Raw genomic sequence first — 27000 nt, 5'->3', positions numbered from 1 at the left:
CGCGGATGCCGGGCCCCCTGGTCCGGCATCCGCGGCCTCATTTACGAGCTTCGCCAAGCTCCAGCCTCACGGTGAACAACGGCAACAGCACATGCACGAGCGGCCCGATCGCGAGCGCATAAGCAACAGTCCCGATCCCGACCACCCCACCGAGCAGCCACCCCACCGCCAGCACGGTGACCTCGATACTCGTGCGCACCAACCGCACACTCCGCCCAGTACGCCGTACCAAGCCGGTCATCATCCCGTCCCGCGGCCCAGGCCCGAGCTGAGCGCCGATGTACATCGCACCCGCCAGCGCGTTCACCACGATCCCGGCGGTCATGAAGACGATCCGCACCCACAGCGCATCCGGCCGATCCACCAGCGCGATCGTCAGGTCGACGACCAACCCGATCACGATGGCGTTGCTGATCGTGCCCAGCCCAGGCCACTGCTTCAGCGGGATCCAGGCCAGCAACACCAGGAAGCTCACGATGATCGCGACCGTGCCGAAGCTGAGGTTCACGTGCTCGGTGATACCGGAGTGCAGCACGTCCCAGGGATCGAGCCCGAGGTTGCCCTGGACCATCAGCCCCATCGATACGCCGTACAGGATCAGGCCGAGGTAGAGCTGGACCAGTCGGCGCGGGAGATGCCCGGCTTTGAGCTGCTCGAGCGGATTCAGAGCGGCTAGCTGGCGGCCACGCGGGTTCTTGGCAGGCGCTGCGGAAGTGGCGGTCACAAGCTCCAGTTTGCGCCTGACTGGCCTGGTCTTCGATAGCCAATTGGGTAATAGTGGACTGCATGACAGCGCAACAGCTCCCCGCCAGCACTCTCGCCGGCCTCCTCGGCAGCTGGGCCGACGACTCCGGACCGGCGTACCGGAGTCTCGCGGAGCGGCTACGACTGCTGATCGCGGACGGCCGAATCATGCCGGGCGCCCGGGTGCCGTCCGAGCGCGAACTGACCGACTCGCTGGGCGTCAGCCGCACCACCGTCGCTTCGGCGTACCGCGAACTGCGCGATCGCGGCTACCTGACCAGCAAGCGCGGATCGGGCAGCATCACCTCGCTGCCGTCGAAGGTCGAGCCGGAGCTCGGCCGCCACCACGCGCCGGGGATCGACACCGAGGGCCTGTACGACTTCACCTGCGCGGCGTCGCCTGCCGTACCGGGGATCAGCAGCGCGGTGAGTGAGGCCCTCGAAGACCTGCCGCGACACCTGGCCACGCCTGGCTATCACCCGCAGGGGCTGCCGGAGCTGCGGGAGGAGATCGCCGCGGCGTACCGGCTCCGCGGGTTGCCGACCACAGCGGATCAGATCATCGTCACCGCCGGCGCGCTCGCCGCGACCTCGATCGCGGTCCGCGCGATGACGCAGATCGGCGACCGGGTGCTGACCGAGAGCCCGACCCACCCGAACTCCGTCGACGCGATCCGGCGCAGCGGCTGCCGCGTCGTCGCCGTCCCGATGAGCCCGCACGGCTGGGACCTTCCCTTGCTAGAGGCAACGATTCGACAGTCGTCGCCGCGGGCCGCCTGGATGGTGGTCGACTTCCAGAATCCGACCGGCCGGTTGATGCCGGCCGACGACCGGCAGCGGCTGGCGATCGCGTTCGCTCGCGCCCGGACGACGGCGATCATCGACGAGACGCTGTTCGAGCTGTCGCTGGACGGGCAGGAGATGCCGCCGCCGTTCGCGCTCTTCGATCCGCGGGGCGTGATCACGATCGGCACGGTCAGCAAGTCGTTCTGGGGCGGCCTGCGGATCGGCTGGCTGCGCGCGCCGGAGGCTCTGGTCTCCCGCATCCTCGACGCGCGCGCCTCGCTCGACCTGGGCGCACCGGTCCTCGAGCAACTGGTCGTGACCCGGCTGCTGCGCTCACGCGGTCCCGTACTGGCTGAGCGCCGGACCGCGCTGGCCCTGCGCCGAGACACCCTCGCGTCCGCACTCCGTACTGCGCTGCCGTCCTGGCGATTCGAGTTGCCCGGCGGCGGCTTGTCGATGTGGTGCGAACTGCCCGAACCGGTCGGATCGAGCCTGGTCGGGGTGGCCCAGCGGAACGGAGTACTGGTGGTGGCCGGGTCACGCTTCTCCCCCGACGGCGGGTTGGAGTCGTTCCTGCGCGTGCCCTACACGCTCGAACCGGACACTCTGCGTGACGCCGTCGACCGGCTGGCGTCGTCGTACGAGTCGCTGACGGCAGGCCCGCCGGTACGGCGTACCGCCGCGATGATCGCCTAGTTGACGTAAACGTCCCGTAATCGACTGGGGGAAGGTTCACTCCTAGGGGTGCGTTGAGAGACTATGAGAGTCACTCTGCGAGAGGCGTGAGATGTCGTTCTTCAAGTCAAAGTCAGCCCTGGTCGAGCCGGACGCCGCCCTGCCGGGCCGGCCCGAGCCCACCTTCGCCGTACCGGCGGACAACATCGTGCTCGGTACGCCGCAGACCGCACCCGCCCCCACCGGCTTCGAGGAAGTCTGGTTCGGCACGGGCTGCTTCTGGGGCACCGAAGAGATCTTCTGGCAGCTGCCAGGGGTCTACACCACCGCAGTCGGCTACGCCGGCGGCTACACCCCCAACCCGACGTACGAAGAGGTCTGCTCCGGCCGCACCGGCCAGACCGAGGCGGTCCGCGTCGTCTACGACCCGGCCAAAACCACCTTCACCGACCTCCTCAAGGTCTTCTGGGAAACCCACGACCCGACCCAGGGCATGCGCCAGGGCAACGACATGGGCTCCCAGTACCGCTCGGCCATCTACTACACGACCGACGCCCAAAAGGCCGAAGCCGAGCGCACCCGAGACCTCTACGCCCCCGTCATCAAGCCCCTCGGCTACGGCGACATCACCACCGAGATCGCCCCCGCCACCACGTTCTACTACGCCGAGGGCTACCACCAGCAGTACCTCGCCAAGAACCCCAACGGCTACCGCTGCCACAGCAACACCGGCGCACGGTTCCCGGCCTAGCAGTTCGCCCCACCCGTACTCACAACCCGGGCTGAAGCGTTGAGCCCACCCCGGCTGGTCGCGGCCCTGCGCGATGCGGATTCACTCCGCATCTCGTGGGGCCTGCGTGTTTCCCCACCCGAACTCGCAGCCCGGGCCGGAGCGTTGTGCCCACCCAAACCAATAGCGGACCTGCGTGGCGCGGATCAACCCCGCATCGCATGGGGCTGACGTCTCGCCTCACCCGTACTCGCAGCCCCTGGCCGAGGTCTCGAGCCCGCCCGAACTCCAGGCAGCCAGACGCGATGCGTTTCGAATCGCGTCGCGCAGGCAGCGTCAGGACCACCGCCAAAGCAGCACCGGCACCGAGAAAACTCCCCAGCTAGCCGGTCCACAAGCCCCATCGTGGCGCTCTACTCTTCCTCCGACCGCGACCCGAGGAAGATGTGCTCCACATACCCCGCCGGGATGCTGTCAGGGTCTGGCTCCTGCCTGCGAACCAGCTCATCCAACTTCTCCCGAAGCTCCCGCGCCGGCTCGCCGAGCACGATCGCGCTGAGCACCAGCTCGAGCAGGACCAAGTCGAAGGCATCGGAATCACGGCGGCGACGGGACAGCAATCGCTTGAAGAACTCAAGCCGGTCCCGCGCCACCTTTCCCTCCACCATGCGCCAGCCACCACTCTCGACCGGTGCGAAGGTCACCTCGAAGTACCCCATGCCGGTCCAGCTTCGGTGGCAGAAAACGGTCCGGCCTTCGGTGAAGACGTTCCACTTCTCTTCCATCGCGCCGGCCTGATACCCACGCTGCAGCCGCTGCCACTCGTCGTCCGACCAGACTCTGCTCGGTACCTCCGGCAGCCGCCGAGGCCATCGCATCCGCTTGGCCCTGTCGCGTTCCACCTTGTACATAAGGCGATTCTAGGAGAACAAGACAGACGTCGAGCTAACGCTCGCGCCGAGCCAGATGGACATGGATCTCCGCGTTGAGCTCCACCGTCTCCGGCAACGCCTCAACCGTCCGCCGAAACACCTCGTCACGATCAGCCGGCTCCAACATCACATAAGCCGAAACCGTCGAGAGCTGTCCCACATAATCCACAGCGCTAACCATCAAGCGCCGTTCGATCACCGCCTGTCGGACATCGCCGAACCACTCCACCTGCTGCAACTCCGTGCCAGGCCACTGCATCGGCAGATCCGCAGCCCTACCGTCAGGCGACGGAACCCCGTCGTCCCCCAAGTACGGCGCACGCGCCACCCGCGCGGCTTCCTGAAGCGCCGGGTCGGCCAGCTGAACCGGTACTCCGAACGAAGCAAACACCCCACCCGGCCGGACAAGCGCGGCCATCCGCTCCCACCGGCCCTCAGGGTTGGTCCAGTGCAGCGCGGCAGCCGAGTAGACGAGGTCGTACGACGAATCCAGCGGCAGATCCTCGAAGGCACCCTGCACAGTCGTGACGTCCGAAGGCAGGTGTTTGCGTAGCTCCGCAAGCATCGCCGCATCCGGCTCGGTCGCCGTGACAGCGATCCCTCTCTGCGCGAACAGGCGTGTCGCCTTGCCCGTCCCAGCACCGATCTCGAGGGCGGTCCCGATCGGCTCACCGGCGTACGCCGTCACCAACTCGAGGACCTCCTCCGGATACCCCAGCCGGAACCGTTCGTACGCCTCTGCCACTGCCCCGAAGCTCAATGCGCGCGCGATCATGCCAAGCATCCTGACACCACCCAGGCCCCCAGCGCCTCTCATTTACCCGGGCCGGACCTCCACCCACGACACACGTCCAACCCTCCAATTTACCGCAAAAGAATGCATGAACCTGGGCATGTCAGCAAGCTGCCAGAAGCAATTAACCCGTTTCCATCGAGATGGAATTCATTGCCTTTCCCGACCCGCCAGGTTGCAATTTCCGCAGTACCGGCGTGAGCGGCCGCCCCGCCATCCCCGAGCTACCTGTGGAGCAATGATGCGCGCTCGAAATGCTGTCAGAAGAACGTTCGTGGTCGGATTACTGGCTGTGCTCAGCCTATTCTCCGGGTCCCTGCACGCCCAAGCCGAGGTCGGCTATCTGGGGTACTACCGGATCTCCTCCTGGCCGGTCGGGAATTTGAGCAACGCGCTCTGCCTCGACTCGTCGGACTACGGGCCGCGGGCCTTCCCGTGCAACCTGTACACGTCGCCGAGCATCTGGCAGACGTTCCGGGTCGGGATCCAGCGGATCGAGGCCAACAACGTGCACGTGATCTTCTTCTACAACTCGGCCACCGGCACCTGCCTGCAGACCGACAGCAACGGCTACATCGGGCAGAGCCCGTGCGCCGGACTGACCAGCCAGACGTTCTACCTGCGGGCGTCGCCCGGGAAGAACTACTACTTCGACAGCGTCGCTCACCGCAGCAACTGCCTCAGCATGGTGACGAACGAGCCGGCCGGCGGCGGTAGCTACAAACTGCGCTGGAAGCCGTGCGCCGACCTTCCAGGGCAATACTGGGGAATGAGCAAATACAGCTGACATTCCGCGGGTGAGGTGCCCGGGTAGCGGCGGGCGCCTCATCCGCTTTATGCCAGTGCGGCGAGAACAGCCGCGAGACCGAGCGGATCTCGGCGAGCGATATTGTGCCCGACCGCAATCTCGTGAACCCGCCAATCAGGGTCGTCGCGAAGTCGCTCGGACAAGGCCACGAACGGGCTGCCCGGCCACGCACCCCCGCTGACGTACGTCCGCCTGAACCCGTACTCCGGGTTGTCACGCAGCCTGATCGATTGGACGAAGCTAGGCAGCGGGTGCGGCCGAGCGCGCGGGTCGAGTCCATCCGGTACTGCGACCCATCGTCCGTCGCTGCGGGAGCCCGCGATGAACAACTCGCGGAACGCGTCGCTGGTCAGCGACCAGCACGAGTCGCCGTCGTCCGGGACATAGGCATCGATGAAGACAAGGTGTTCCAGGCGATCACCGAGCCGATCCGCGACGCCGGCGATCACCAGCCCGGCATAGCTGTGGCCGCACAGCGCGATGGGCGCTCCGTCGTCGGTACGGCCGATGAGCTCGGCCACCTGCTCGATATGGGTATCGAGGTTCGGCGGACTCTCCAGGTCGGCCGGGCCGTCCAACTCGAGCCCGGCCAGACTCACCGCCTCGACCTGATGCCCGTTGTGGCGCAGCTCGGCGGCCACCGAGTCGAACACCCATCCACCCTGCCAGCCACCCGGCACCATCACGAATTTCACCCCGGCATGCTAAATCCCGGCAGCGTGCTGTCGGATCATGGGTGCAGCGTTCGTAGTACAGACAAGAGGCCACCCGGACGCGGTCCGACCCAGAAAGGCACGAACGTGAAAACTCTTCTCACCTCGAGCGGGATCACCAACGACAGCATCCGCGATGCGCTGGTCGAGCTGCTGGGCAAGCCCATCGCCGAGTCCACCGCACTCTTCATTCCCACTGCCATCTACCCCTTCTCCGGCGGGGCCTTCGGGGCGTACCAGGCGATCAACGGCGAGCGTTCGTCACTGCTGGCCGGGTTGGGGTGGAAGTCGCTGGGGATCCTGGAGCTGTCGGTGCTGCCAAGTATCGAGGAAGACGCCTGGGTGCCAATGGTCCGCGACGCCGACGCGCTGCTGGTGTGGGGCGGCGACCCACTGTTCCTCGCCAACTGGATGCGGAAGTCCGGCCTGACCGACCTGCTGCCGACGCTGCGCCCCGAGGCTGTCTACGTGGGAACGAGCGCCGGAGCCATCGCCGCGACCTCCACTTTCGTCGAGACCTACACCGAACCTCCCCGCGGCGCCGACGAACCGCTGAAGTCGGAGGACGTCGTCTTCTCGACCCCCGAGGGCGACGTCGACAGAATCCTCGTCACCGGCCAGGGAGCGGGGCTGGTCGACTTCGCCGTCATCCCTCACCTGGAGCACCCGCACCACCTCGACGCGTCGTTCGCCAACGCGGAGAAGTGGGCGGCGCACATCCCCGCGCCGACGTACGCGATCGACGACGAGACCGCCATCACCGTCGTCGACGGCAACGTCCAGGTCGTCTCCGAGGGCCAGTGGAAACTGTTCCAGCCCTGATCACTTGGTGCGCTGTTTGATCCAGGAGATGAAGTCCTGCTTGGACTTGAACGTCACGCCGCGGGTCCGGTCGGTGCCGTGGTTGTCGATGACCGTGGCACCGGTCATGCTGCCGTCCGGCTGAACCTTGCCCGACGCCTTCCAGTGGGTCTTGGAATCGATCCAGATCTGGGCCATCGTTCCCCCTTGGCAGTTGCTCTCAGGCTGATGTCACCGGGCGGCGACCAGCTCTCACCAACCTGACGGACAGAGGTTGCGGGTGGGGCAGCCCCAGTTCTCTCCCGGCCCCGACGGGCTGCCGTTGCACAAAGTGGCAATTGTTGAGGACCTTGTCGGCGGGCCGCGTTATCGTCTGCTCGACCTCGGGGTGGCCGAGACGAAGTTCCCCGGAGGGATCACTTGATGAAGTTGCAACGTCTCGCCCTGACGATGGTTGCCATCAGCCTGTTCGCGGCGACCGCCGCACCCGGGCCGGCGCTCGCCGCGGTCCGGCCGAACTCGTCATCGACTTCGACAGCACAGGCCGCTGCCGTCCCGTGCGTCAACAGGATCATCTGGCCAGATGCCGCGAACTTCGTCGCCGAGATCGAAACCACCGCCGGCAAGCCGCCGAGGCTGACCGACAGCTACGGGCTCGGCACCTTCGTGCCCAACCGCTCGATGACGACCTGGTACATCACGCAGAGCCGCAGCGGTACGCAGTACTCCTACGGCTTGCTCCTCCAGGGCGCGAACCTCTACCGGCACACGACCTTCACCGGCACCATACGGACGACGACAACCACCAAGCTGGGTACCGGCTGGCTGAGTTTCAAGTCCATCGCCACCTCGCGCCACACCTACCCGGGGCCGCAGCACGCGTATCTGTACGGCCTGAACAACAACGGCAACCTGTATCGCTACGCGGCGAACGGCGCCGGCTACAAGGCATTCGGCTCGTTCGGTGGATTCAAGAGCTTCAAGACGATGGCCGTGATCAGCGAGACAGCAACGTACGACACGCTGCTGATGACCACGACCGCCGGCGCCCTCTACACGATCCACATCCCGGTTTCCGCGAAAGCGAAGCCGGTCGTCAAGCTGATCCGCAAGTCCGGCTGGTCGTCCTTCGAGTCCCTGCACGTCGAACACTGCGGCTGGGACGGCAACTCGGTCGTGGTCGGCATCGACAACAACACCGACTCCGGCTACCAGTACCACTTCACCAAGGCGAACGGCACGGCCACCGCGATCACGTCGTACGGCAAGGTCCCAGCGGTTTTCAACGGCGCCACCGCCGCGTCCCGCACCATGAACGAACTGATCGGCGAGTGACCTGGGGCCGATGACTACTTGGTGCGCCGACGGACCCAGGAAATGAAGTCCTGCGGTGCCATGGTTGTCGACGACGGTGGCTCACAGTTGTTCTCAGTCCTTGACCGCCGGGCGGCTGCCTGCTGCTTACCAGGGGAACTGACGGACAGGGAGTCTCTCGACTGGCCGGTCAGCCCATGGTCTTCTGGCCGTCGATGGACTCACGGATGATGTCGGCGTGACCGGCATGCTGGGCGGTTTCGGCGGTAATGTGCAAGAAGACGCGGCGGACTGTCCAGAAGACACCCGGCGGCTGCCACGGCGCGGCGGGCAGCTCGTACGCCGTGTCCAGATCGAGTGTCCGCACCAGCTCGTCGGTGGCGGCAGCGACCTTCTCGTACTGCGCCAGTACGCCGGCCAGCGTCTCGCCCTCGGCGAGGCGGAACTGGTTCTCCCACTTGGCGATCTGCTCCGGCGTGAACTCGACCTCCGCAGGCGTCTCTTCCCCACCGCCGGTCCGCGCGAAGTCGGCCCAGTGCTGCTCGACCTCGCTGACGTGCTTGATCAACCCGCCGACCGTCAACGCGCTGACGGTACTGCGCGTGTTGGCCTGCTCGTCGGTCAGCCCCTCCGCGGTGTGCCGCAGGAAGTACCGGTGCTTGGCCAGGAAATCGAGGATGTCAGCCCGCTCTGTCGTCGTCATGCCTCCACTCTAAAACCAGTAGCGGCCAGTTTGTGACCTCTACTCGCCGACTTCATCGCACGCCCTGCCAGACGACTCGATCGGCGAACGCGCCTCGTTCGGCGGCTTTGGTGTGGCGGATCCGGTCGAGGGTCGACTGGTCGGTTCCGAGGTCGGCTGCCAGGGCGTAGACGACTTCCAGCACGTCGGCCAGCTCCTCGATCGCACCCGCCGGATCAGCGGTGAGGAACTCGTCGACTTCTTCGAGGAGCTTGTCGCGGAGCCGATGCCGGTACTCCGCAGAGTCGGCCTGGTAGGTGACCGGTACTTCGCCGTTGGCGCGGACGAGGTCGGGGATCAGGTCTCTGACCAGCTTGCTGTCAGCAACTGCTTCGGGCTCAGACACGGAACGCAGCCGGGAAGCCGGTCCAGCGGAGGTCTGAGGAGAGGTGGCGCATGTCGTTGTAGACAACGAGTGACGGCGGCCGGCCCGGCGCGTAGCGGAGTACGGTCAGGGCGGCGTTGCAGTGGTTGAGGGTAAGCCAGCGCCAGCCGGGGGCGCCTAGCGCGTGGCTGACCAGGAAGCCGATCAGGAAGTTGTGGGTGACGAGCAGCTCGTGACGGTCCTCGGAGCCATCGACTACCCCGGTGAAGAGGTCCAGCGCCTGGCGGGCAAGCTCGGGACCCGCCTGCAGCTCGGCGGGCGTGAACTGCTCGACCATGCTGAGCAGGTTGTCCGCGGAGTCAGGCGGCAACTCGTCGCGGGTCGGCACCGCAGGGATGTAATCGCCTGCGGCCTCTGACGCCTCTGGTTCGACTTCGAGCTCGAGCAACCCCGCAGTCTGTACTGCGCGCGCCAGCGGGCTGTGGTGGAACGCGGTGAACGGCACGTCCCGCAGCCGCCGGGACAGCAGCTTCGCCTGCCGTTGGCCCTTCTCCGTCAGCCCACTCTGGTCCGGCAACGCCTCACCGTGGCGGGCGACGTACAGGTAGCGGGTAGCAGACATTCCATCCTCCTCAGCTCGCCTTCGAGTGTCTCAAAGGATCGGGTATTCTCTTCCCCAGAGGGAGTGCAGCGTCGGAACGCTCCCTCCGCCGATCACGGCTCGCAGGCGCATGGATGGGTCATGGACCCACGTGCCTGGAGGAAATATGACGACGCTTGTTGTTGGCGCCCGCGGGAATGTCGGACGTTCTGTCGTTGACCAGCTGCTCGCTGCTGGCCAGACAGTGCGAGCTTCGGTACGGCGTACTGTTGGCGACGAGTTTCCGGCGGAGGTCGAGGTCGTCACGGCTGATCTGGCTGACCCGGACAGCTTCGCGCGAGCTCTGACCGGCGTACGGAAGGTATTTCTGTACGCACCTGCGCCGGATCAGGTGAGTGCGGTGATCAGCGTTCTGGAGAAAGCGAAACTCGAGCTGGTCGTGCAGTTGTCCTCGGGCAGTGTGTTGCTGGAATCAGCCGCGGGGAACGCGATCGCGGAGGAGCACCGGGAGGTCGAGGAGGCTTTCTCGCGTGCTGACCTGCCGTGGATTCCGATCCGGCCGCTCGTGCTGGCGACCAACGATCTGCGCTGGGATGTTCGCGAGCCCGTCAAGCTGGTCTATCCGCAGGCCCGTACTGCGCCGATTCACGAGCACGACATCGCGGCTGTTTCCGTTGCAGCGTTGACCCATGCGGTTGACCCCGAGGTGGCGGCCGGGATGCTCACCGGTGGCGAACTCCTGAGCCAAGCCGAGCGGGTCGCCCTCATCGCGGAAGCGGTTGGTTGCCAGCCGCAGATCCAGGAACTGACCGAAGCCGAGGCCCGCAAGGTCTTCGGCGGCGGAGCAACCCCAGGAGCTGGCAGTGACAGCCGCGGTGGTGACTCCCAGCCCGACGCGATCCTCGCCTTCATCCGCGACGCCGCAGCCGGCGGCTCACCCGCGACCAACGCAGTACAGACTGCCCTCGGCCGCGCTCCTCTCCCCTACCGCCAATGGGTCGCCGACCACCGCCTCGACTTCAGCTGACCGCTACCTGCCAGCACATCCCAGGCCGAACGACGAGACCGAAAATGTCGGTGGCGGGTGGCAGAGTGTAGTCATCGGGCGACGAAGAGGTGTCGTTCCGGCAACGTTGGGTACGCTCCCCGCTCACGGCACGTGGCGGGGAGTGACCACGGTCGTGAGGCGAGCCTAGGGGGCTGGGTGCAGGATTTCGAGGCGGTCGAGGGGTTCGGCAAGCTGATCGAGGCGGTGGACGAGCTGTACGCGCGTCCCCGCCGCCGCTGCCGGTACGAGGACACACCACCGATGCTCGGTTGCGTCGTGGCGTCCGAGAGCCCGGACTCCGATCAGCCGGACCCGCGCGCCGCGGAGGATTTGGTCGAGGCGATCGCCGCGCGCCTAAGATCGCTGGACGGCAAGCCACAGGTGCCCTACACGATGACCGTCCGGCCGGCCGAGAAGGTCCAGCCGCCGGCCGACGCCGTACTGGCGGAGCTGGAGGCCGACGATGTCCTGATGCTGCAGGAGCGGCTCGCCGAGATCGCGAACGGATTGAGCGCCGGCCCAGCCGGCTCGTACCGCTTCCCGAGGTTCTGGCTGCTCACCTGGCTGATGGACCAGGAGCTCGACGCCCGCGACGTCAGCGAGAAGCGGCGGATGCTGCGTGATCTGCTGTACCAGCGGGCCGTCACCCGCGCCAGCCACGGCGGCACCAAGGCCGGTGACATCGCGACCGAGCTGCCGGTCTGGGGCCGACTGCTCTGGATCCTGCTGCTGCCGCTCTACTTCTGGGCCAGACACAGCGGCAAGATTCCTGGCATCGGCCGCACCTACCGCTGGTTCCTGAAGCAGACCGACGTCTCACCTGGCAACGATGCCCTCTTCTTCGAGCTGGGAGTCCGGCTCAGCAAACACCAATGGACCGGCGAGAAGGCCGAGCAGGTCGCCCGGCTGATGGTGAACGCGCTGCTCGAGGACCTCCGCGACGATTTCCGCGGCGCGGGCTGGATCCGCCGGTACCACACCACCTTCCCGACCGTCCTGCTCGGCCGGATCAGCCGGAGCAACGGCGGCTACACCCTGGTCCGGATGGTCGCCGAGGTGCGCAACGACCTGCGCATCTTCGATCCACTGCTGCTGATCACGACCAGCAATCGCGTGCCCCCGCTGGCCAATCCCCCGCAGCCCGACGCGGTCGTCTCCGAAGCAGGCGAGGAGAAGCAGACCCTGCTCGGCATCTGGCGCAAGCGGATGGAGGGCCGGAGCCGGCAGCGCGAGATCGAGGCCTGGCTGATCGCCATCACGATCGGCCAACCCGCACGGCGGCCCGACGGCGCCTTGTCCGGTCTGAAGAAGAAGGTCAAGGCGAAGGCAACAGGCACTACCAAGCCCACGTCTGCCAAGGCCGCAGTTCCGGTCACCAACTCCACACCGAAGTACCTCCATCGCGTACCGCGCTCGTGGTGGCGCACCCGGCGTGGTGGCGCGCTGATCGCGTTCGTCGTACTGGGCGTGAGTTTCGGCGGGTACGCCGGATTCGGGTTCGCCGACAACTACCGCCACTGTGGAGACGGCTTCACCTGGCTCGGCGTGGAGCCGGCCACCACCTCGGTCAGCCGGATCGACGGGACGTGTATCGGCGTCACCGACGGCAGCAACGAACTGCTGCTCCCCGGCCGCGCTTTCGACGAAGTACGGACCACGATCCATGCGAACAACCAGCAGACCGTTGCGCTGAGCAAGGCGCAACCGGATCGACCGCTGATCACGCTGGTCTTCATGTCCTCTGCCGCCGCGCAGGGTTCGAGCGACAGCGTGATGACGGCCGAGCGTGAGCAACTGGCCGGGATCGCCGTCGCTCAAGCGGTGCAACTCAACAAGCCGGCGCAAGCCTACGAGCCGCTGCTCCGCATCCTGATCGCGAACGCCGGACCCCAACTGCGACAGGGCGAGCGAGTCGCCAAGCAGCTCGGCCGGATGGCCGCGGCCGACCCGAGCATCGTCGCCGTCGTCGGGATGGTGCAGAGCCGCCAGTCGACCGCCACCACGATCCGCGCGCTGGCCGGCGTCGGGCTGCCGACCGTCGCCGCGACATTGACGGCCGACACCATGGTCGACGTCAGCAAGCTCTACTTCCAGGTCAGCCCGCAGAACTCCCGCGAGGCGAAGGTCGCCGCCGCGCACGTCTCCCGACTGCTTGCCAAGGGCAAAGACCCGTTCGGCCGACCGTTGGCGCGCAAGGCGACGATCTACAAGTCCGACGACCCGACCGACACCTACAGCCAGAACCTGGCGGCCGACCTCAAGACGAGCCTGACCGAGCGCGGCGTCCCGGTCCAGGTCGAGTCGTTCACCCCTGGCGGCCGACAACCCGACACCATGGACGCCGGTACTGCGGGCAGCGCTGCCTGCGACGCTGGCGGAGTCGTCCTGTACGCCGCCCGCGGGCTGGTCGACTTTCCGGCTTTCATCACCGGCGTGGCCGACCACTGCCGCAACCAACCGCCGTACGTGCTGGCCGGCGACGACGTCACGACGTACATCGCCGACCGGACCGCCAGCGGCGCCAACAAGTCGGTGCCGTTCCAGTACCTGTCGCTCGCGCTCGCACCCGAACTGTCGAAGGACCCGCCACCGGTCGCGAGCGACTTCTACGAGCAACTCAACAACCTCTTCCCGTACGAGAAGAGCGCCCGCGGGCGAACCCTGGACGGACACGCGGCGCTGAACTACGACGCGGCGTACACGGTGGTGCTGGCAGTCAGCTACTTGCGTCGCGACCGGGTTGCGATCAACGGCGGAACGGTGTGGACCGCGCTGCAGTCGGTGACGGATGCGGGTGCCAGCAGGCGCGCGTACCAAGGCGTCACCGGCCGAATCGACTTCGGCGGCACGATCGGGCGTCGCGTGCCGCTGAACAAGCCGGTCACGATTGTCACCTTCCGGAACGGCCAGCCTGTGCCGGCCGCCAATCTGGTTTGTGGCGGGCCGAACGAGGCCGGTACTGAAGCCTGGTGTCCGTTCGACTGAGCTGTTCGCCCCACCCGTACTCGCGAGTCGGGCTGGAGCGTTGTGCCCGCCCGAGATAGCTGCGGGGCAGCGCGTGGATAGATATGACCCACGCTGCGACGAGCAACCCAGCTACCGGACTGATGCCTCGGGCGCCGTGAGAGCCGTCAGCAACCCCGGAAAGACCTGGTCCAGGTCGTCGCGACGGAGGGCGTTGAAGCGGGAGGTGCCGACGTAGTACTGGCGGATCAGGCCGGCCTCGCGGAGGACCTTGAAGTGGTGGGTGGCTGTCGACTTGTGGACCGCGATCTCGAAGTCTCCGCATTTCACGTCGAAGCCGGCCGCGTCGAGTTGCTGGACGATGCTTCGGCGGACCGGGTCGACCAGCGCCTCCAGGACCTGCTGGAGTTCGAAGTCGGCCGGCTCGGGGTGATGCAGCGTACGGGCCATGGCAGCCATAGTATGACACCGATCATAGTTTGACAGCGATCATACTTCTCCGGTTCAGTTAGCCGTATGGCGAAGACCGTGCGATTCCAGGAAACAGGTGGACCCGACGTACTGCGGCTCGAGGAGCTCGAGCCCGGGGAGCCGGGGCCGGGCGAGGTGCTGATCCGGGTCGACGCGATCGGGGTGAACCGCGCCGACATGCTGTTCCGCAGCGCGCAGTACATCTACCCGGTCAAGCAGTTCCCGGCCGGGCTCGGGAACGAGAGCGCCGGCGTGATCGAGGCGCTCGGTCCGGATGTCACCGGCTTCACGGTCGGTCAACTGGTCAGCGTCATCCCGAACTTCTCCCAGAACGACTACCCCCAGTACTCCGAACGCGCGCTCGCGCCGGTCACCTCGCTGGTCCCCCGCCACGAGTCGGTCGACGCCGTGTCGGGTGCAGCGGTCTGGATGCCGTACCTCACGGCGTACGGCGCGATGGTCGAGATCACCGGTGTACGTGCCGCGGACACGGTGGTGATCAACGCGGCCTCGAGCAGCGTCGGGCTGGCCGCGATCCACACCGCGAACCGGCTGGGCGCGACGCCGATCGCCATCACCCGCACCTCGGCGAAGCGGCAGCGGCTGATCGACGAGGGCGCCGCCGAGGTGATCGTCTCCGATGAGGACGACGTGGCGGGCCGCATCCTCGCGCTGACCGGCGGACGCGGCGCGGAGTACGTGTTCGATGCTGTCGCCGGCCCCGGCATCGTCGACCTGGCCCGCGCAGTCGCTCCCAGCGGGACGCTGCTGGTCTGGGGCGGCGCGAGTGGGCAGCCGACGCCGTTCCCGGGATTCGAGCTGGGGATGCCTGCGCTCAACCTCCGCACCTTCACCGTCGGCGAGGTCATCCGTACGCCGGAGCGGCTGCGGCGCGCGACCGCCTTCGTCAGCAAGGGCCTGGAGACGGGCGCCTTCCGGCCGGTCGTCGATCGCGTCTTCGACCTGGCCGACATCGTCGAGGCCCACCAGCACCTCGAGTCCAACACCCACTTCGGCAAGATCGTCGTCACCACATCGCGCTGATTCGCGGACGGAAACTGTCCGGGTCGTGTTCTAGCGTGCCGGACATGACTGAGCAAACCACTGCACCGGTGTACGAGGACGTTCGGCTGAGCAGCTTCGTCCTGCAACGCGTTCAGCTACCAGGCGCGTGGTTGTCCGACGTGGAGATCACCGGCGACATCGAGAACGTGACGATCAACGGTGTCGAGATCGGGCCGCTGATCGAGGCCGAGCTCGACCGGCGGGACCCCGACCGGATCAAGATGCGCCCCGCTGATCCGGCCGGCTTCCGCGCCGCCTGGGAGCTGCTCGACGAGCGATGGGCCGGCACCGTCGATCGCGCGCGAGCCCTGCCGGCCGAGCTCCTGCACGAGAGCGTCGACGGCGAGTGGTCGTTCATCGAGACCCTGCGGCACCTCCCCTTCGCCACCGATGCCTGGATCCGCCGCGCGATCCTCGGCGACCCGTCCCCGTGGCATCCGCTCGAACTCCCGTGGGACCAGATGCAGGACACCCCCGGCATCCCCCGCGACCGCGGCGCGCGCCCTTCGCTGGACGAGGCTCTTGCGCTCCGCAACGATCGGTTCGCGGGCGTCCGCGACTACCTCGCCGAGCTCACGGACGAGCAGCTGAACAGCGACACCACGCCGATCACCGACACCCCCGGCTGGCCGCGCCCGATCAGCTACCCGGTCCGCGAATGCCTGCTCGTCGTGCTGAACGAGGAGTACTGCCACCGCCTGTACGCCGAACGCGACCTCGCCGTCCTGGAGAAGCGCTGACCACGCGACTGGCCCGCCCGGCAGTCGAATGACAGACGAGCGGGCCGACAGTCGGTCGGGCTACAGGCGGTCGGGCTACAGGCGGTCGGGTGACAGGTCGAGACGGCGAAGCAGTTGGGCGTTGAGTGCTACGACGATCGTCGACAGGGACATCAGCACTGCGGCCGCGGCGGGTGACAGCACGATGCCGGCGAAGGCGAGGACACCGGCTGCCAGCGGGACTGCGATCACGTTGTAGCCGGTGGCCCAGACCAGGTTCTGCCACATCTTGCGGTAGCTCGCCTTCGACAGGTCGATCACCGACAACACCGCGCGCGGATCGTCGGCCGCCAGTACCACGCCGGCCGATTCGATCGCCACGTCCGTCCCCGCGCCGATCGCGATGCCGACCTCGGCGCGGGCCAGCGCGGGCGCGTCGTTCACACCGTCACCGACCATCGCGACCCGGAGCCCGCGGGCATGGAGTTCGGCGACCTTCGCGTCCTTGTCATGCGGAAGCACCTCGGCGAACACCTCGTCGATGCCCAACTCCGTCGCCACCGCCTCGGCGACCTGATGCGCATCCCCGGTAATCATCGCGACCTTCACGCCACGCTGATGGAGGGCATCCACCGCCTGCCGCGACTCGTGCCTGATCTCGTCCTCCAGCGCGATCGCACCCAGTACTTCGCCTTCCCGCACCACCTGCAGTACTGCGGCACCGCGGTCCTTCCACTCCTGGATCGTGCTCGCCAACTCCTCAGGAACCTGTACTCCGGACTCACGCAGCAGAGCAGGCCCGCCGACGGACACCCGAGCGCCGTCAACCAACGCCTCAACACCACGCCCGGTCAGCGACTTGAAGCCGGACGCCCGCAAGGTTCGCGCACCAGCAACCGCACCATCAGCAACCTCAGCGGCGGCGCGCACGATCGCCTTCGCCAGCGGGTGTTCACTGTCCGCCTCAACAGCCGCCGCGATCGCCAGCAACTCCGCATCCTTCACCGAAGCCGAAGCCGAAGCCGAGCCCGAAACCGCAGCGACCCCAGTAACAACAGGCTCCCCCTTCGTCAACGTCCCCGTCTTGTCGAACAGCACCACCTCAACCGTCCGCATCCGCTCCAACGCCAGCCGATCCTTCACCAACACCCCAGCCCTAGCCGCCCGCTCCGTCGAGATCGCAATCACCAACGGAATCGCCAACCCCAGCGCATGCGGGCAAGCAATCACCAGCACAGTGACAGTCCTCGTCACCGCCTCATCCAGCTTCCCCAGCAAACTCCAGACCACAAAGGTCACCACCCCCGCCCCAGAAGCGAAGTAGAAGAGGAACGCGGCAGCACGATCAGCCAAAGCCTGAGCACGCGAGGACGAAGCCGCAGCCTCAGCGACCAGCCGCTGGATCCCAGCCAGAGCAGTGTTTTCGCCGACAGCAGTGATCTCCACCCGCACAGCGCTGTCCGTAGCGACCGTGCCAGCGACGACTTGGTCGCCAACGGAGCGGAGTACCGGGCGGGACTCACCGGTGATCATCGACTCGTCGACCTCGGCCTCACCGTCGACCACGCGGCCATCCGCAGGCACGCGTCCACCAGAGCGGACCAGTACGACGTCACCTTCAGACAAATTGCCCAGGGCAACCTCAACGACCCCGTCAGGCATAACCTTCTCGGCCGTGTCCGGCAGCAGCGCGGCGAGGGCATCCAGCGCACCGGAAGCGGCGCCGAGCGCGCGCATCTCCAGCCAGTGACCGAGCAGCATGATCACGATCAGCAGCGCGAGCTCCCACCAGAAGTCCAGGTCGAAGCCGCCGAGGCCGAGCGTGGTCACCCAGGACGCGACGAAGGCGACGGTGATCGCCATCGAGATCAGCAGCATCATCCCGGGGCGGCGCGATCTGGCCTCACTCCAGCCGCCGAGCAGGAACGGCCGGCCGCCGTACAGGAAGATCACCGTGCCGACGACCGGCGCGATCAGCCCCGAGCCGGCGAACTCCGGCGGCCGGTACCCGAGCAGATCCGCGAACATCTCGCTGAAGAACACCACCGGCGCCGCCAACCCCAGGCTCACCCAGAACCGGTCCTTGAACTGCGCCGCATGATCCCCGTGCCCAGAGTGGTCCATCCCGACCTCCATCAAAGACAATGATACCCCCACGGGGTATCAACCCAGAAAACCCCGAGGCCATTCCCAGCCGACCTGACAGAATTCACCGATGGATGCAGCCGAGACCGCCCGCAAGCTCGTCGAGGAGAGATACCCACAGGCGCGCGCCGCCTGGCTGGGCGGCAGCGTCGCCCGCGGCACCGCCACCTCGACCTCCGATCTCGACATCACGATCCTGCTCCCCGGCAAGCCCGCCCCGCTCCGTGAATCCCTCCAGTACGCCGACTGGCCGGTCGAGCTCTTCGTCCACACCGAGGACTCCCTCGCCGAGTACTGCGAGAAGGACCGCCAACGCCGCCAGCCATCGATGATGCGCCTGGTCGGCGAGACGATCGTGCTGTTCGACACCGACGGTTCCGGCCTCCGCCTCCAGCAACAAGGCCAGGCTGAACTCCAAGCCGGCCCACCGCCCCTCACACCCCACGACCTCGCGATGCTGAGATACCGGATCACCGACCTCCTCGAAGACCTGATCGGTGCCGACAGCAACGACGTACGGACCGCCGTGGCTGCGCCGCTCTGGCAAGAGGCAGCCAACCTGCTGCTGACCGGCGCCAACCACTGGACCGGCACCGGCAAAGGCATCCTGCGCGAACTCGCCAGCTACGACACAACCCACGGCACCGCCTACGCGACAGCACTCCCCGCCGCTTTGCGCGAAGCCTGCAACGGCAAACCAGAAGCGCTGATCGCCAACGCCGACACCATCCTCACCCCGTACGGCGGACGCCTCTTCGCAGGCTTCCAGCTCTCAGGCGACTGATTCAGGCAGCGCGGAAGTCCGCGAGCACCTCATCGATGACGTACTGCGCATTGGCCGCGATCCCCGGATTGGTGTCGCGGTAGTACGGAAGCTGGATGAGCGCCATCGAGAGCGCCCGCCCACGACCGCGATTCCAGGCGTCGTCATCGACCTCGAGCGCAGCGCGGAAGACCGAACGCGCCTCGGCAGGCAGCAAGTTCCAGGCCGGGATGAGATCGCAGGCAGGATCCCCCACCCCAGCAGTCGCGAAGTCGATCACCGCCGCCAACCGACCCCCATCAAGCAACAGGTTGGAAGGCATCAAATCTCCATGCACCCAAACCGGCACACCAGCCTCAGCGCCCAAGGCGGACTCCCAAGCAGCCAAAGCCGCCCCAGTGTCGATAGCACCTTCCAACAACCCAAGCGCCGCCCGCGTCTCCGCATCCTGCGACCCCAAAGCCCCACCCCGGTACGCCGTCGGCGCACCCGGCAACCCAATGGCCCGCACAGCCCGCACAAACCCAGCGAGATCCTCAGCCAGCCCAACCGGCTCCCGCACCGACCCAGCGACCGCGATCGACCCCTCGATCCACTCCTGCACCGACCACGCCCACGGATACCCCTCCCCCGGCTGACCGAGCCCCACCGGCGAAGGAATCCGCACCGGCAGCAACGGCGCCAGCCGCGGTAACCACGCGAACTCCTTCTCGATATCCGCCACCCCGCCCGCGATCCGCGGCAACCGCACGGTCAACGACGCCCCCAGCCGATACATCGCATTCACCGTCCCGCTGGACGGAATCTCCTCGACCGCCAGCCCGGCCCACTGCGGAAACTGCTCCGCCACCAACCGCAGTACGAGCTCGTCGTCGATCAAAGCCTCGTCCGCATGCATCTTGCCCATCAGAAAGAGTTCTCCCTGCGCATCCGCCACGGTCGGCCATCGGGATCGTAAATGTGGTCGTAAACAGGCCGCGCCCACAGCCGAGCCAACCGCCCCACCGGCACCGGATCATGCCGCCGGATCTGCCCAGCCGGCCGCGGCCCGACCTCGCCACCTGCATGCCACGAGTCCAGCGCCTCCGCAGTCGCCTTCCACTGCTCGAAGCCCTCCACCGGATCGAGCTTCGGCTCGCCACCCAGGTGCTCCGACCACAGTTCGGCCCGCACCGACCGCGCCAGCCCGTCCCCGACCACCGCACAGGTCAACTCACTGTCGTTGGTCCAGGACCGCCGATTGAAATTGTCCGAACCACACGTGAACCACTCGTCGTCCACCACGCACACCTTCGCGTGCACATAGATCGGTGTCCCCGCCGCATTCTCCAAGTTGTAGACACCAACCCGCTCGGGCGCCACAGATCGCAGCATCTCCAACGCCTGCAGCTGCCCGTACCGCGCCGGCGGACCGCTGAACCTTCCATCGGCATCCGGATACCGCGGCACCACCGCGATCACCCGCAGTTCCGGCGCCCGCTCCAACGCCTGACAGAGGCCCTCGGCAACCACTCCCGACCACAAGTACTGGTCCTCGACATAGATCAACCGCTGCGCCCGCTCGAACGCCTTCCGATACCCCCGCGCCACGCTGTACTCGCCCTTCGGCGCGAACCGGAACGGCGGATGCTTGTGCCCGAACGTCCGCAACACCTGTACTGCGTGCCGCCCCGCCTCTGGCGGATCCGGGAAATCCTCCGGCAGGTCGGACGGATGCCGAGGCATGTCGGCCTTCCGCTGCACCATCATCCGGTACGGCGTACGCCGGTCCAGCGGATGCGGATCGTCCCAGCGCTCGACGAAGGTGTGCAGCACATCCGCGACCACCGGCCCGCGCAGCTCCAGCATCGCGTCGTGCCACGGCGTGCGGTCGCCGTACCGCGGATCCATCGGCGCCTGCTGCGGGTCGCCCAGATGCTCGGCGTCGTCGCGGCGCTGGTGACTCAGGTCGATCCCACCCACGTACGCGACGTCCTTGGCCGGGTCGTCCCGATGCCGGATCACGAACAGCTTCTGGTGATGCGACGCCAGCCGCCGGACCCGCTGGTCGAGCAGCACCTCGCCGCCGGCCTCGTTGAGCTCGGTCCCGAGCCGCTGGTTCTGCTGGGCGTTGAACTGCACGTGATCCGAGTGCGATCGCCAGAGCAGTCCGCGGACCTCGACGCCGTTGCGGGCCAGGTCGCAGAGCACCTCGCCGATCGACGGCCCGTTCTCGAACAGCCGCTCGTCGGCATCGCCACGCCAGTCGGTGAAGTAGACCCGATCGCCGGGCGTGAGCGCGCACAGTTCGTCGTACAGGCGCTGGAAGTAGACGGCTCCGTGCACGAGCATCCGCACCGCGTTGCCGCTCGACCACGCACGGTCGAGGTCGGTCGCCGGGTTGCCGCGCTCCGCCGAGGTCAGGAACCAGTCGCTCATCAGAACCAGCATGTACCCAACCGGCCCGATCCCACCGGATGAGAGGGTGGAACGCGTGGAGCTGGTGAGGCGACGAGCGGGCTGGGTGCTCACGGTCGGGCTGTTGACGATGCTGGGCTGGAGTCTGGCGGTGTCCGCCTCGATGCCGAGCTGGTACGACCCGGATCGCGACTGCCTCGAGGCGTTCCCGCTGGTGGACGCGGATCTGGCACGGGTCGCCGAGCACTGGTTGCCGCCCCGGGCCGCCTGTGTCTACCGCACCGGCGAGACCCACCAGTTCATCTCGACGACCCGGTCGATTGTGCTGACCATCATCTGCGCGCTGACCGTCGCCCTGACCCTGATCGGCCTGTACTACGTCGTACGCCGCCTGACCGGTCCCCCCGGCCTCCTCCGATCGGCCGAAGCGGTCGATCTCCGCTCACGGCAACTCCGCCACCTGGGCATAGGCGGCGGACTCACCCTGCTCATCCTCGCCGTGTACTCCGGCGCCAACGTCCTCGCCGCCGTCCTGGCCGGCCCACCCGGGGCGCTGGTGATGGCCGTCACCACCGCGATCGCGCTGTCAGCCGTCGCGGCGGCGATCGATCGCGAGCAAGGTCCCCTACCAAGCACAGTTCGCGATTCCCGCCGCCGTGGCACGGTCATCGGCCTCGGCACCTTCACCGTCATCTTCGTCCTGACCGTCGCAGCCGGCCAGTTCCCCTTCTACCAACTCTGGATCGCTCCCGTCGGCGCAGTCGCCTACCTGGTCCTAGCGGGACTCCAGTGGTCCCGCCGGACCAGGTCGGCGCAGCTGATCAGTTGATCTTCGGCAGCTTCGTGGCTGCCGTGCGGGCCAGCTTGTCGAAGTTCGGCGCCGCCATTCCCGGGCCGTAGCCGCTGAAGGCCAGCACCGAGACGACCTTGCCCTTGACCGTGACCGCGTACGGGAAGCCGCCTGCCTCGCTGCCCGGGTCGTTCGGCTTCGGGTAGTCGTACCAGCGGATCACCCGAGTGGCCCCGGCCGCACCCTTGACCACGCGGTTCTCGGTGATCTTGCGAGCGTGCGTCGGCGCCGGCTTGCTCGCCGTGCAGCTCAGGATGGTCCGGACGATCGTGGTGTGCGCCGCGTTGGCCGCGGCGACGGTCGCGTACTCCGTCACGTGCTGCCGGCCGTAGCTGGCCATGTCGTCGGTGTACGCGCGAGCGAACCGCTTCGTGACACCCTTGCCCTCGGTCGACCCCACCCCGCAGTACGTGGGCTGCAGCTGACCCGAGTTGATCTGCACCGACCACGGCACCTTCGGGTCCGCCTGCTTGACCTCGCTGACCTTGATCATGTGCGTCGCCGGCGCCAGCCCGACCCCCGCGTTCGCGGCCGGAACGTTGCCAAGAGCAACGCCACCCAGCCCGAGTGCCAGCATCCCCGCCACCGCGATCTTGCGGCCCTTACCCAGCTTGTTCATTTCTCCCCCACCGATTGTTCTCAACGCTTTCAACGACCGGTGAGACCCCGCCGGGCTGCGGTTGGTTGGTGCCCCGCAGCCGAAGTAATCACTCCGTGACCACTGGGCCGATGGTGGATCCGGGGACAGGGACGCAATCGAGGAGGAGTTGCTCCGCAGCCCCCGAGGAGGTGATCTGCTGGACGAGCAGCCGGACCGCATGCCGGCCGAGCTCGCGGCGCGGTACCTCGAAGCCGCTGACCTCCGGGTGATCCTTCGGCTGCCCGAGTACGGCGATCGACAGCTCCTCCGGCACCCGGATGTTCTTCACCGCGGCCAGCAGCGCGGCGCTGAGCGAGCCGGTGTCGGTCTCCTCCACGACGATGGCCGTCACACCCTCGCCGCGCCAACGCTCGACCAACCCGTCGACCTCGGCGTCAACAGCTCGTACTACGAAGTCTCCGGCCGCCAGACCGGCCGCTCCCAGTGCGTCGAGCACACCCTGCTCGCGATCGGAGGACGACAACGCGTCGTCCGTGGAGCGCAGGTAGCGGATCTCGCGGTGCCCCGCCGCCACCAGCCGCTCGACGATCGCGGCCGAGGCGGCGACGTAGTCCACGCCGACGAAGGGGATCCGGCCGTCCAGCTCGTCGCGCCGGCCGACGTACACGAGCGGGAAGCCGCCGCCGAGCAGCCAGTCGATCGGCTCCTCCGGCACGTGCCGGCCGAAGAACAGGCAACCGTCGGCGATCCTGGTCCGCCGGATCGCGGTCTTGTCGTCCGCCCGCGCATCCAGTCCGCCGGTGCCGGTGAACAGGATCAGGTCCTGCCCGAGCGCGGCCGCCTCCTCCTCGATCCCCGCCAGGATCGGGTAGTAGAACCCGTCCACGGCGGTCGGGAACGCCGCTGCGAACGCGTAGACCCCGATCATGTGGTTGCGCGCCTGCGCGAGCCGGGTCGCGACCGGGTCCGGCACATAGCCGAGCTGCTCGGCCGCCTGCAACACCCGTTGCCGGGTCGAATCGGCCAGCCGCAGACCCTCGGTATTGCCCGACAGGACCAGCGAAACCGTCGTCTGCGAAACCCCCGCAGCTGCGGCGATATCGGCCTGCCGGGGCGCTCTTGCCATCTGCTCACCCTAGCTAATCCGCAGGCGCCGTACCCGCCGGTGTTCCGGCGCGATCGCCAGGACCGGCTAGGCGGGCCGGATGTTCTGATTCAGCCGGAACACGTTGCCCGGGTCGATCTCGGCCTTGACCCGGGCAAGCCGGTCGTAGTTCTCCTTGCCGAAGCCGGCCACCACCCGGTCAGCTCCTTCGTCGCCGATGAAGTTCAGGTAGATCGCACCGGTCGACCAGGGCTTCAGATCCGCGCACACACCGCGGGCCCACTCGATCCCGCGGTGATCGTCGCCCTCGTCGGCCCACATCCCGAACGGGTGCGCCACCCACGCCGCGGTACGGTGCGGCAACGGCCATTTGCCGGCGTTGCGGGCCACCGCGCCACCCCACGGCATCAGCACCTGCTGCGACGGCGACGGATGCGGCATCTCGGCCGCGCGGCCGCAGAACGCCTTGATCGCCTCGTCCGGCAGCTCGTTGAGATGCTCGGCCGACCAGTAGTTGCGGAACCCCGGCGGATCGTCCACCGACGACTGGATCGCGGCGTACGGCGCCTCGCTGACCTGCACGCCCTCCGGTCCGAGCTCGAACATCGGGGCGAACGCCGCCCGCGCCTCCTGCTCGGTCCCCGCATACAGCGCGGACGCACCGATCACCCGCTCCCCTTGCAGATGCAGCGGCACCGGCTCGCCGGGTGAACCGGTCATGAAGGCCACGCCGCCACCCAACTCCTCCGGCGCACCCGCCTCGATCAGGTCCCGGTAGCGGCGGATGACATCCGGGCCGGCATCGGCCGGCCAGAGCAGCTTGATCACCGTCATCGAGGTGAGCGGCCGCAGCTTGAACGTCAGCGACGTCGCCACCCCGAAGTTGCCGCCACCGCCGTGCAGCGCCCAGAACAGCTCCCTGTTCCTGGTCTCGTCGGCGATCACCAGTTGCCCGTCGGCGGTGATCAACTCGACCGACACCAAGCTGTCGCAGGCCAGGCCGAACTTGCGTTCCAGCCAGCCGGATCCGCCGCCGAGCGTCAGGCCCGCGACTCCGGTGGTCGAGACCCGGCCGCCGGTCGTTGCCATCCAGTACTGCTGACAGGCTCCATCAAGGTCGGCCCAGACGGCGCCGCCGGCAACTCGCGCGAGCCTGGCGTCCGGATCGATCTGCACCGACCTCATCTTGCGCAGGTCGATGACGATGCCGCCCTCGCTCACCCCCGAGCCGGCCACCCCGTGCCCGCCGCTGCGGACCGCGATCTCCAGCCCTTCCTGGACGCCGTACCGGACCGCGGCGGCGACATCGGCCGCCGACTCGCACTGCGCGATCAGCCGCGGCCGCTTGTCGATCATCGCGTTGAAGACCGACCGCGCCTCGTCGTACGACGGATCGCCCGGCCGCAGCACCACGCCACCGAACCCGTCCGGCCGGCCCCGATGCGCCCCCGGCGGCCGCTCACTCGTGTGAGACATCGACTCCCCCTCGAATCGCCACTCCCCAGCAACACGCCTGATGCTGCTTCAGCCCACCAGCCCGGTCAACGCCTCGAAACCCCTCCCTACCAAGGGTCCCTGGGCAACTACCGTTGGAGACCACGAACCGGACCAGGCAGCCTCGGCAACCGCTTACCATTAGGCTTCGGGTATGACCGTCACCGATGCGCAGAGTGCCGCCGTCCTGGGCGGGGCCGGGCAGGTCCTGGCCGACGAGGAAGTCATCGCCTTCATCCACCAGCAGCTTGCCGGCGCGAACCTCGACGGCCGCAGCGTCTGTGTGATCGTCCCGGACGCCACTCGCAGCTGCCCGCTGCCGCTGCTGCTGCGCGCGGTGCACGGCGCGCTGACCGGCAAGGTCTCCCGGCTCACCGTACTCGTTGCCCTCGGCACCCATGCCGAGATGTCGGCCGCCGAGCTGGCCACCCACCTCGGCGGCGAGTACGACGTGCTCAACCACGAGTGGTGGAAGGAGGAGACCTTCGCCGATCTCGGCACCATCAGCGCCGACCGGGTCGGCGAGATCTCCAACGGCCTGCTGCACGAGGCCGTCCCGATCCGCCTCAACCGCGCGGTCGTCGAGCACGACGTCGCTCTCGTCGTCGGCCCGGTCTTCCCGCACGAAGTGGTCGGCTTCTCGGGCGGCAACAAGTACTTCTTCCCGGGCGTGGCCGGCCAGGAAGTCATCGACCTCTCGCACTGGCTCGGCGCCCTGATCACGAGTGCCGGCATCATCGGCACACCGGGCATCACGCCCGTCCGCGCGCTCATCAACGAAGCCGCCGCCCTCATCCCGGCCGAGAAGCTCGCCCTCAGCGTCGTCGCCCAGTCAGGCACGAACGCCTTGCACGCCGTGGCTTTCGGCGACACCCAATCGTCCTGGCAGGCAGCCGCGGCAGTCTCCGCCGAGACCCACGTCCGCTACCTCGACCGCCCGGTACGCCGGGTCGTCTCGCTGATGCCATCTCGCTACCAGGACATCTGGACCGCGGCCAAGGGCTTCTACAAGGTCGAGCCGATCGTGGCCGACGGCGGCGAGGTGATCATCTACGCGCCGCACATCACCCAGATCGCCGCGATGCATCCGGAGATCGAGCAGATCGGGTACCACTGCCGCGACTACTTCCTCGGCCAGTGGGAGCAGTTCCGGTCGATGCACTGGGGCGTGCTGGCTCACTCGACCCACCTCCGCGGCGCCGGCACCTGGGACCCGGTCGAGGGCGAGCGCTGCCGGGTCGACGTCACGCTGGCGACGGGCATCCCGGAGGAGATCGTCCGGGGCGCGAACCTGGGCTATCTGGATCCGGCGGGGTTCGACCTCACGCAGTACGAGGAGGATCCGGAGACCTTGGTGCTGCCCAATGCCGGCGAGATCCTGCATCGGCTGCGCAGGGACTGACAGCGACCGAAC

Annotated in this window: 27 protein-coding genes; 12 read left to right on the top strand and 15 right to left on the bottom strand. The window is 67.5% G+C overall.

The features are described from left to right. Positions 1 to 37: 37 nt before the first annotated feature. A complete protein-coding gene (locus tag AB0P21_RS21700) occupies positions 38 to 724 on the bottom strand; it encodes a hypothetical protein (RefSeq protein WP_363698928.1) in 687 nt (228 codons plus the stop codon). 62 nt (positions 725 to 786) lie between these two features. Between AB0P21_RS21700 and AB0P21_RS21695 the strand changes: the two genes are divergently transcribed. Further along, entirely contained in the window at positions 787 to 2226 is a 1440-nt protein-coding gene (locus AB0P21_RS21695) for a PLP-dependent aminotransferase family protein (protein ID WP_363698927.1), read from the top strand. Between the two features lie 91 nt (positions 2227 to 2317). Continuing rightward, positions 2318 to 2956, top strand: coding sequence for a peptide-methionine (S)-S-oxide reductase MsrA (gene msrA, locus AB0P21_RS21690; RefSeq protein ID WP_363698926.1), 639 nt, complete (start codon positions 2318 to 2320; stop codon positions 2954 to 2956). 392 nt (positions 2957 to 3348) lie between these two features. Here msrA and AB0P21_RS21685 read toward each other — a convergent pair whose 3' ends face one another. After that, complete coding sequence (locus tag AB0P21_RS21685; RefSeq protein WP_363698925.1) at positions 3349 to 3846, bottom strand: hypothetical protein; 498 nt, start codon at positions 3844 to 3846, stop codon at positions 3349 to 3351. A gap of 34 nt (positions 3847 to 3880) precedes the next feature. Next, the gene (locus AB0P21_RS21680) at positions 3881 to 4642 is read right to left on the bottom strand and encodes a class I SAM-dependent methyltransferase (RefSeq protein WP_363698924.1); all 762 of its coding nucleotides are present in this window, start codon (positions 4640 to 4642) and stop codon (positions 3881 to 3883) included. Between the two features lie 310 nt (positions 4643 to 4952). Between AB0P21_RS21680 and AB0P21_RS21675 the strand changes: the two genes are divergently transcribed. After that, on the top strand, positions 4953 to 5447 hold the full coding sequence (locus AB0P21_RS21675; RefSeq protein ID WP_363698923.1) for a hypothetical protein: 495 nt from the start codon (positions 4953 to 4955) through the stop codon (positions 5445 to 5447). A 47-nt stretch (positions 5448 to 5494) separates the two neighbouring features. Here the strand turns inward: AB0P21_RS21675 and AB0P21_RS21670 are convergent, their stop codons facing one another. Next, entirely contained in the window at positions 5495 to 6163 is a 669-nt protein-coding gene (locus AB0P21_RS21670) for an alpha/beta hydrolase (protein WP_363698922.1), read from the bottom strand. A 105-nt stretch (positions 6164 to 6268) separates the two neighbouring features. Between AB0P21_RS21670 and AB0P21_RS21665 the strand changes: the two genes are divergently transcribed. Then, on the top strand, positions 6269 to 7003 hold the full coding sequence (locus AB0P21_RS21665) for a Type 1 glutamine amidotransferase-like domain-containing protein (protein ID WP_363698921.1): 735 nt from the start codon (positions 6269 to 6271) through the stop codon (positions 7001 to 7003). Here the strand turns inward: AB0P21_RS21665 and AB0P21_RS21660 are convergent, their stop codons facing one another. Then, entirely contained in the window at positions 7004 to 7180 is a 177-nt protein-coding gene (locus tag AB0P21_RS21660; protein WP_363698920.1) for a hypothetical protein, read from the bottom strand. Between the two features lie 225 nt (positions 7181 to 7405). Here AB0P21_RS21660 and AB0P21_RS21655 point away from each other — a divergent pair, with 225 nt between their 5' ends. Next, positions 7406 to 8317, top strand: a complete 912-nt coding sequence (locus AB0P21_RS21655; protein WP_363698919.1) for a hypothetical protein — start codon at positions 7406 to 7408, stop codon at positions 8315 to 8317. Positions 8318 to 8486: 169 nt separating this feature from the next. Here AB0P21_RS21655 and AB0P21_RS21650 read toward each other — a convergent pair whose 3' ends face one another. The 3 genes from AB0P21_RS21650 to AB0P21_RS21640 are packed head-to-tail and all read right to left on the bottom strand — an operon-like array spanning position 8487 to position 9985. Next, positions 8487 to 8999: a DinB family protein gene (locus tag AB0P21_RS21650; RefSeq protein WP_363698918.1), complete on the bottom strand. Its 513-nt coding sequence runs from the start codon at positions 8997 to 8999 to the stop codon at positions 8487 to 8489. Positions 9000 to 9051: 52 nt separating this feature from the next. Beyond that, positions 9052 to 9384 carry a nucleoside triphosphate pyrophosphohydrolase gene (locus AB0P21_RS21645; protein WP_363698917.1) on the bottom strand — a complete coding sequence of 111 codons (333 nt, stop codon included), beginning with the start codon at positions 9382 to 9384 and terminating at the stop codon, positions 9052 to 9054. After that, a complete protein-coding gene (locus AB0P21_RS21640) occupies positions 9377 to 9985 on the bottom strand; it encodes a histidine phosphatase family protein (RefSeq protein ID WP_363698916.1) in 609 nt (202 codons plus the stop codon). Before AB0P21_RS21640 ends, AB0P21_RS21645 begins: the two co-directional genes overlap by 8 nt. Before the next feature lie 145 nt (positions 9986 to 10130). Here AB0P21_RS21640 and AB0P21_RS21635 point away from each other — a divergent pair, with 145 nt between their 5' ends. Together AB0P21_RS21635 and AB0P21_RS21630 are read left to right on the top strand one after the other, a co-directional pair. Then, on the top strand, positions 10131 to 10991 hold the full coding sequence (locus tag AB0P21_RS21635; protein WP_363698915.1) for an NAD(P)H-binding protein: 861 nt from the start codon (positions 10131 to 10133) through the stop codon (positions 10989 to 10991). A 177-nt stretch (positions 10992 to 11168) separates the two neighbouring features. Next, a complete protein-coding gene (locus AB0P21_RS21630) occupies positions 11169 to 13997 on the top strand; it encodes an ABC transporter substrate-binding protein (RefSeq protein WP_363698914.1) in 2829 nt (942 codons plus the stop codon). Positions 13998 to 14108: 111 nt separating this feature from the next. Here AB0P21_RS21630 and AB0P21_RS21625 read toward each other — a convergent pair whose 3' ends face one another. Next, positions 14109 to 14426: a helix-turn-helix transcriptional regulator gene (locus AB0P21_RS21625; RefSeq protein ID WP_363698913.1), complete on the bottom strand. Its 318-nt coding sequence runs from the start codon at positions 14424 to 14426 to the stop codon at positions 14109 to 14111. Between the two features lie 66 nt (positions 14427 to 14492). Between AB0P21_RS21625 and AB0P21_RS21620 the strand changes: the two genes are divergently transcribed. Continuing rightward, on the top strand, positions 14493 to 15491 hold the full coding sequence (locus tag AB0P21_RS21620) for a zinc-dependent alcohol dehydrogenase family protein (protein WP_363698912.1): 999 nt from the start codon (positions 14493 to 14495) through the stop codon (positions 15489 to 15491). Between the two features lie 44 nt (positions 15492 to 15535). Then, the gene (locus AB0P21_RS21615) at positions 15536 to 16252 is read left to right on the top strand and encodes a DinB family protein (RefSeq protein WP_363698911.1); all 717 of its coding nucleotides are present in this window, start codon (positions 15536 to 15538) and stop codon (positions 16250 to 16252) included. Between the two features lie 75 nt (positions 16253 to 16327). On the opposite strand, the gene AB0P21_RS21610 is transcribed toward AB0P21_RS21615, so the two are convergent. Then, positions 16328 to 18355 carry a copper-translocating P-type ATPase gene (locus tag AB0P21_RS21610; protein ID WP_363698910.1) on the bottom strand — a complete coding sequence of 676 codons (2028 nt, stop codon included), beginning with the start codon at positions 18353 to 18355 and terminating at the stop codon, positions 16328 to 16330. Between the two features lie 91 nt (positions 18356 to 18446). Here AB0P21_RS21610 and AB0P21_RS21605 point away from each other — a divergent pair, with 91 nt between their 5' ends. After that, on the top strand, positions 18447 to 19160 hold the full coding sequence (locus tag AB0P21_RS21605; protein ID WP_363698909.1) for a nucleotidyltransferase domain-containing protein: 714 nt from the start codon (positions 18447 to 18449) through the stop codon (positions 19158 to 19160). A 1-nt stretch (position 19161) separates the two neighbouring features. On the opposite strand, the gene AB0P21_RS21600 is transcribed toward AB0P21_RS21605, so the two are convergent. Continuing rightward, a complete protein-coding gene (locus AB0P21_RS21600; protein ID WP_363698908.1) occupies positions 19162 to 20046 on the bottom strand; it encodes an aminoglycoside phosphotransferase family protein in 885 nt (294 codons plus the stop codon). Continuing rightward, positions 20046 to 21557: a phospholipase D-like domain-containing protein gene (locus AB0P21_RS21595; RefSeq protein WP_363698907.1), complete on the bottom strand. Its 1512-nt coding sequence runs from the start codon at positions 21555 to 21557 to the stop codon at positions 20046 to 20048. Before AB0P21_RS21595 ends, AB0P21_RS21600 begins: the two co-directional genes overlap by 1 nt. A gap of 55 nt (positions 21558 to 21612) precedes the next feature. On the opposite strand from AB0P21_RS21595, the gene AB0P21_RS21590 reads away from it, so the two are divergent. Continuing rightward, positions 21613 to 22365 carry a hypothetical protein gene (locus AB0P21_RS21590; protein WP_363698906.1) on the top strand — a complete coding sequence of 251 codons (753 nt, stop codon included), beginning with the start codon at positions 21613 to 21615 and terminating at the stop codon, positions 22363 to 22365. Here the strand turns inward: AB0P21_RS21590 and AB0P21_RS21585 are convergent. The 3 genes from AB0P21_RS21585 to AB0P21_RS21575 all read right to left on the bottom strand — a co-directional run bounded on the left by AB0P21_RS21585 (position 22358) and on the right by AB0P21_RS21575 (position 25568). Further along, positions 22358 to 23005: a hypothetical protein gene (locus tag AB0P21_RS21585; RefSeq protein WP_363698905.1), complete on the bottom strand. Its 648-nt coding sequence runs from the start codon at positions 23003 to 23005 to the stop codon at positions 22358 to 22360. The genes AB0P21_RS21590 and AB0P21_RS21585 overlap by 8 nt on opposite strands. 88 nt (positions 23006 to 23093) lie before the next feature. After that, on the bottom strand, positions 23094 to 24113 hold the full coding sequence (locus AB0P21_RS21580) for a LacI family DNA-binding transcriptional regulator (RefSeq protein ID WP_363698904.1): 1020 nt from the start codon (positions 24111 to 24113) through the stop codon (positions 23094 to 23096). A gap of 66 nt (positions 24114 to 24179) precedes the next feature. Then, positions 24180 to 25568, bottom strand: a complete 1389-nt coding sequence (locus tag AB0P21_RS21575) for an FAD-binding oxidoreductase (RefSeq protein ID WP_363698903.1) — start codon at positions 25566 to 25568, stop codon at positions 24180 to 24182. Between the two features lie 172 nt (positions 25569 to 25740). Between AB0P21_RS21575 and AB0P21_RS21570 the strand changes: the two genes are divergently transcribed. Then, the gene (locus AB0P21_RS21570; protein WP_363698902.1) at positions 25741 to 26988 is read left to right on the top strand and encodes a lactate racemase domain-containing protein; all 1248 of its coding nucleotides are present in this window, start codon (positions 25741 to 25743) and stop codon (positions 26986 to 26988) included. The last annotated feature ends 12 nt before the right edge of the window (positions 26989 to 27000 follow it).

The organism is Kribbella sp. NPDC056861, from assembly GCF_040687575.1.
Taxonomy (GTDB): Bacteria; Actinomycetota; Actinomycetes; order Propionibacteriales; family Kribbellaceae; genus Kribbella.
This window is presented reverse-complemented; position numbering and strand designations above follow the sequence as displayed.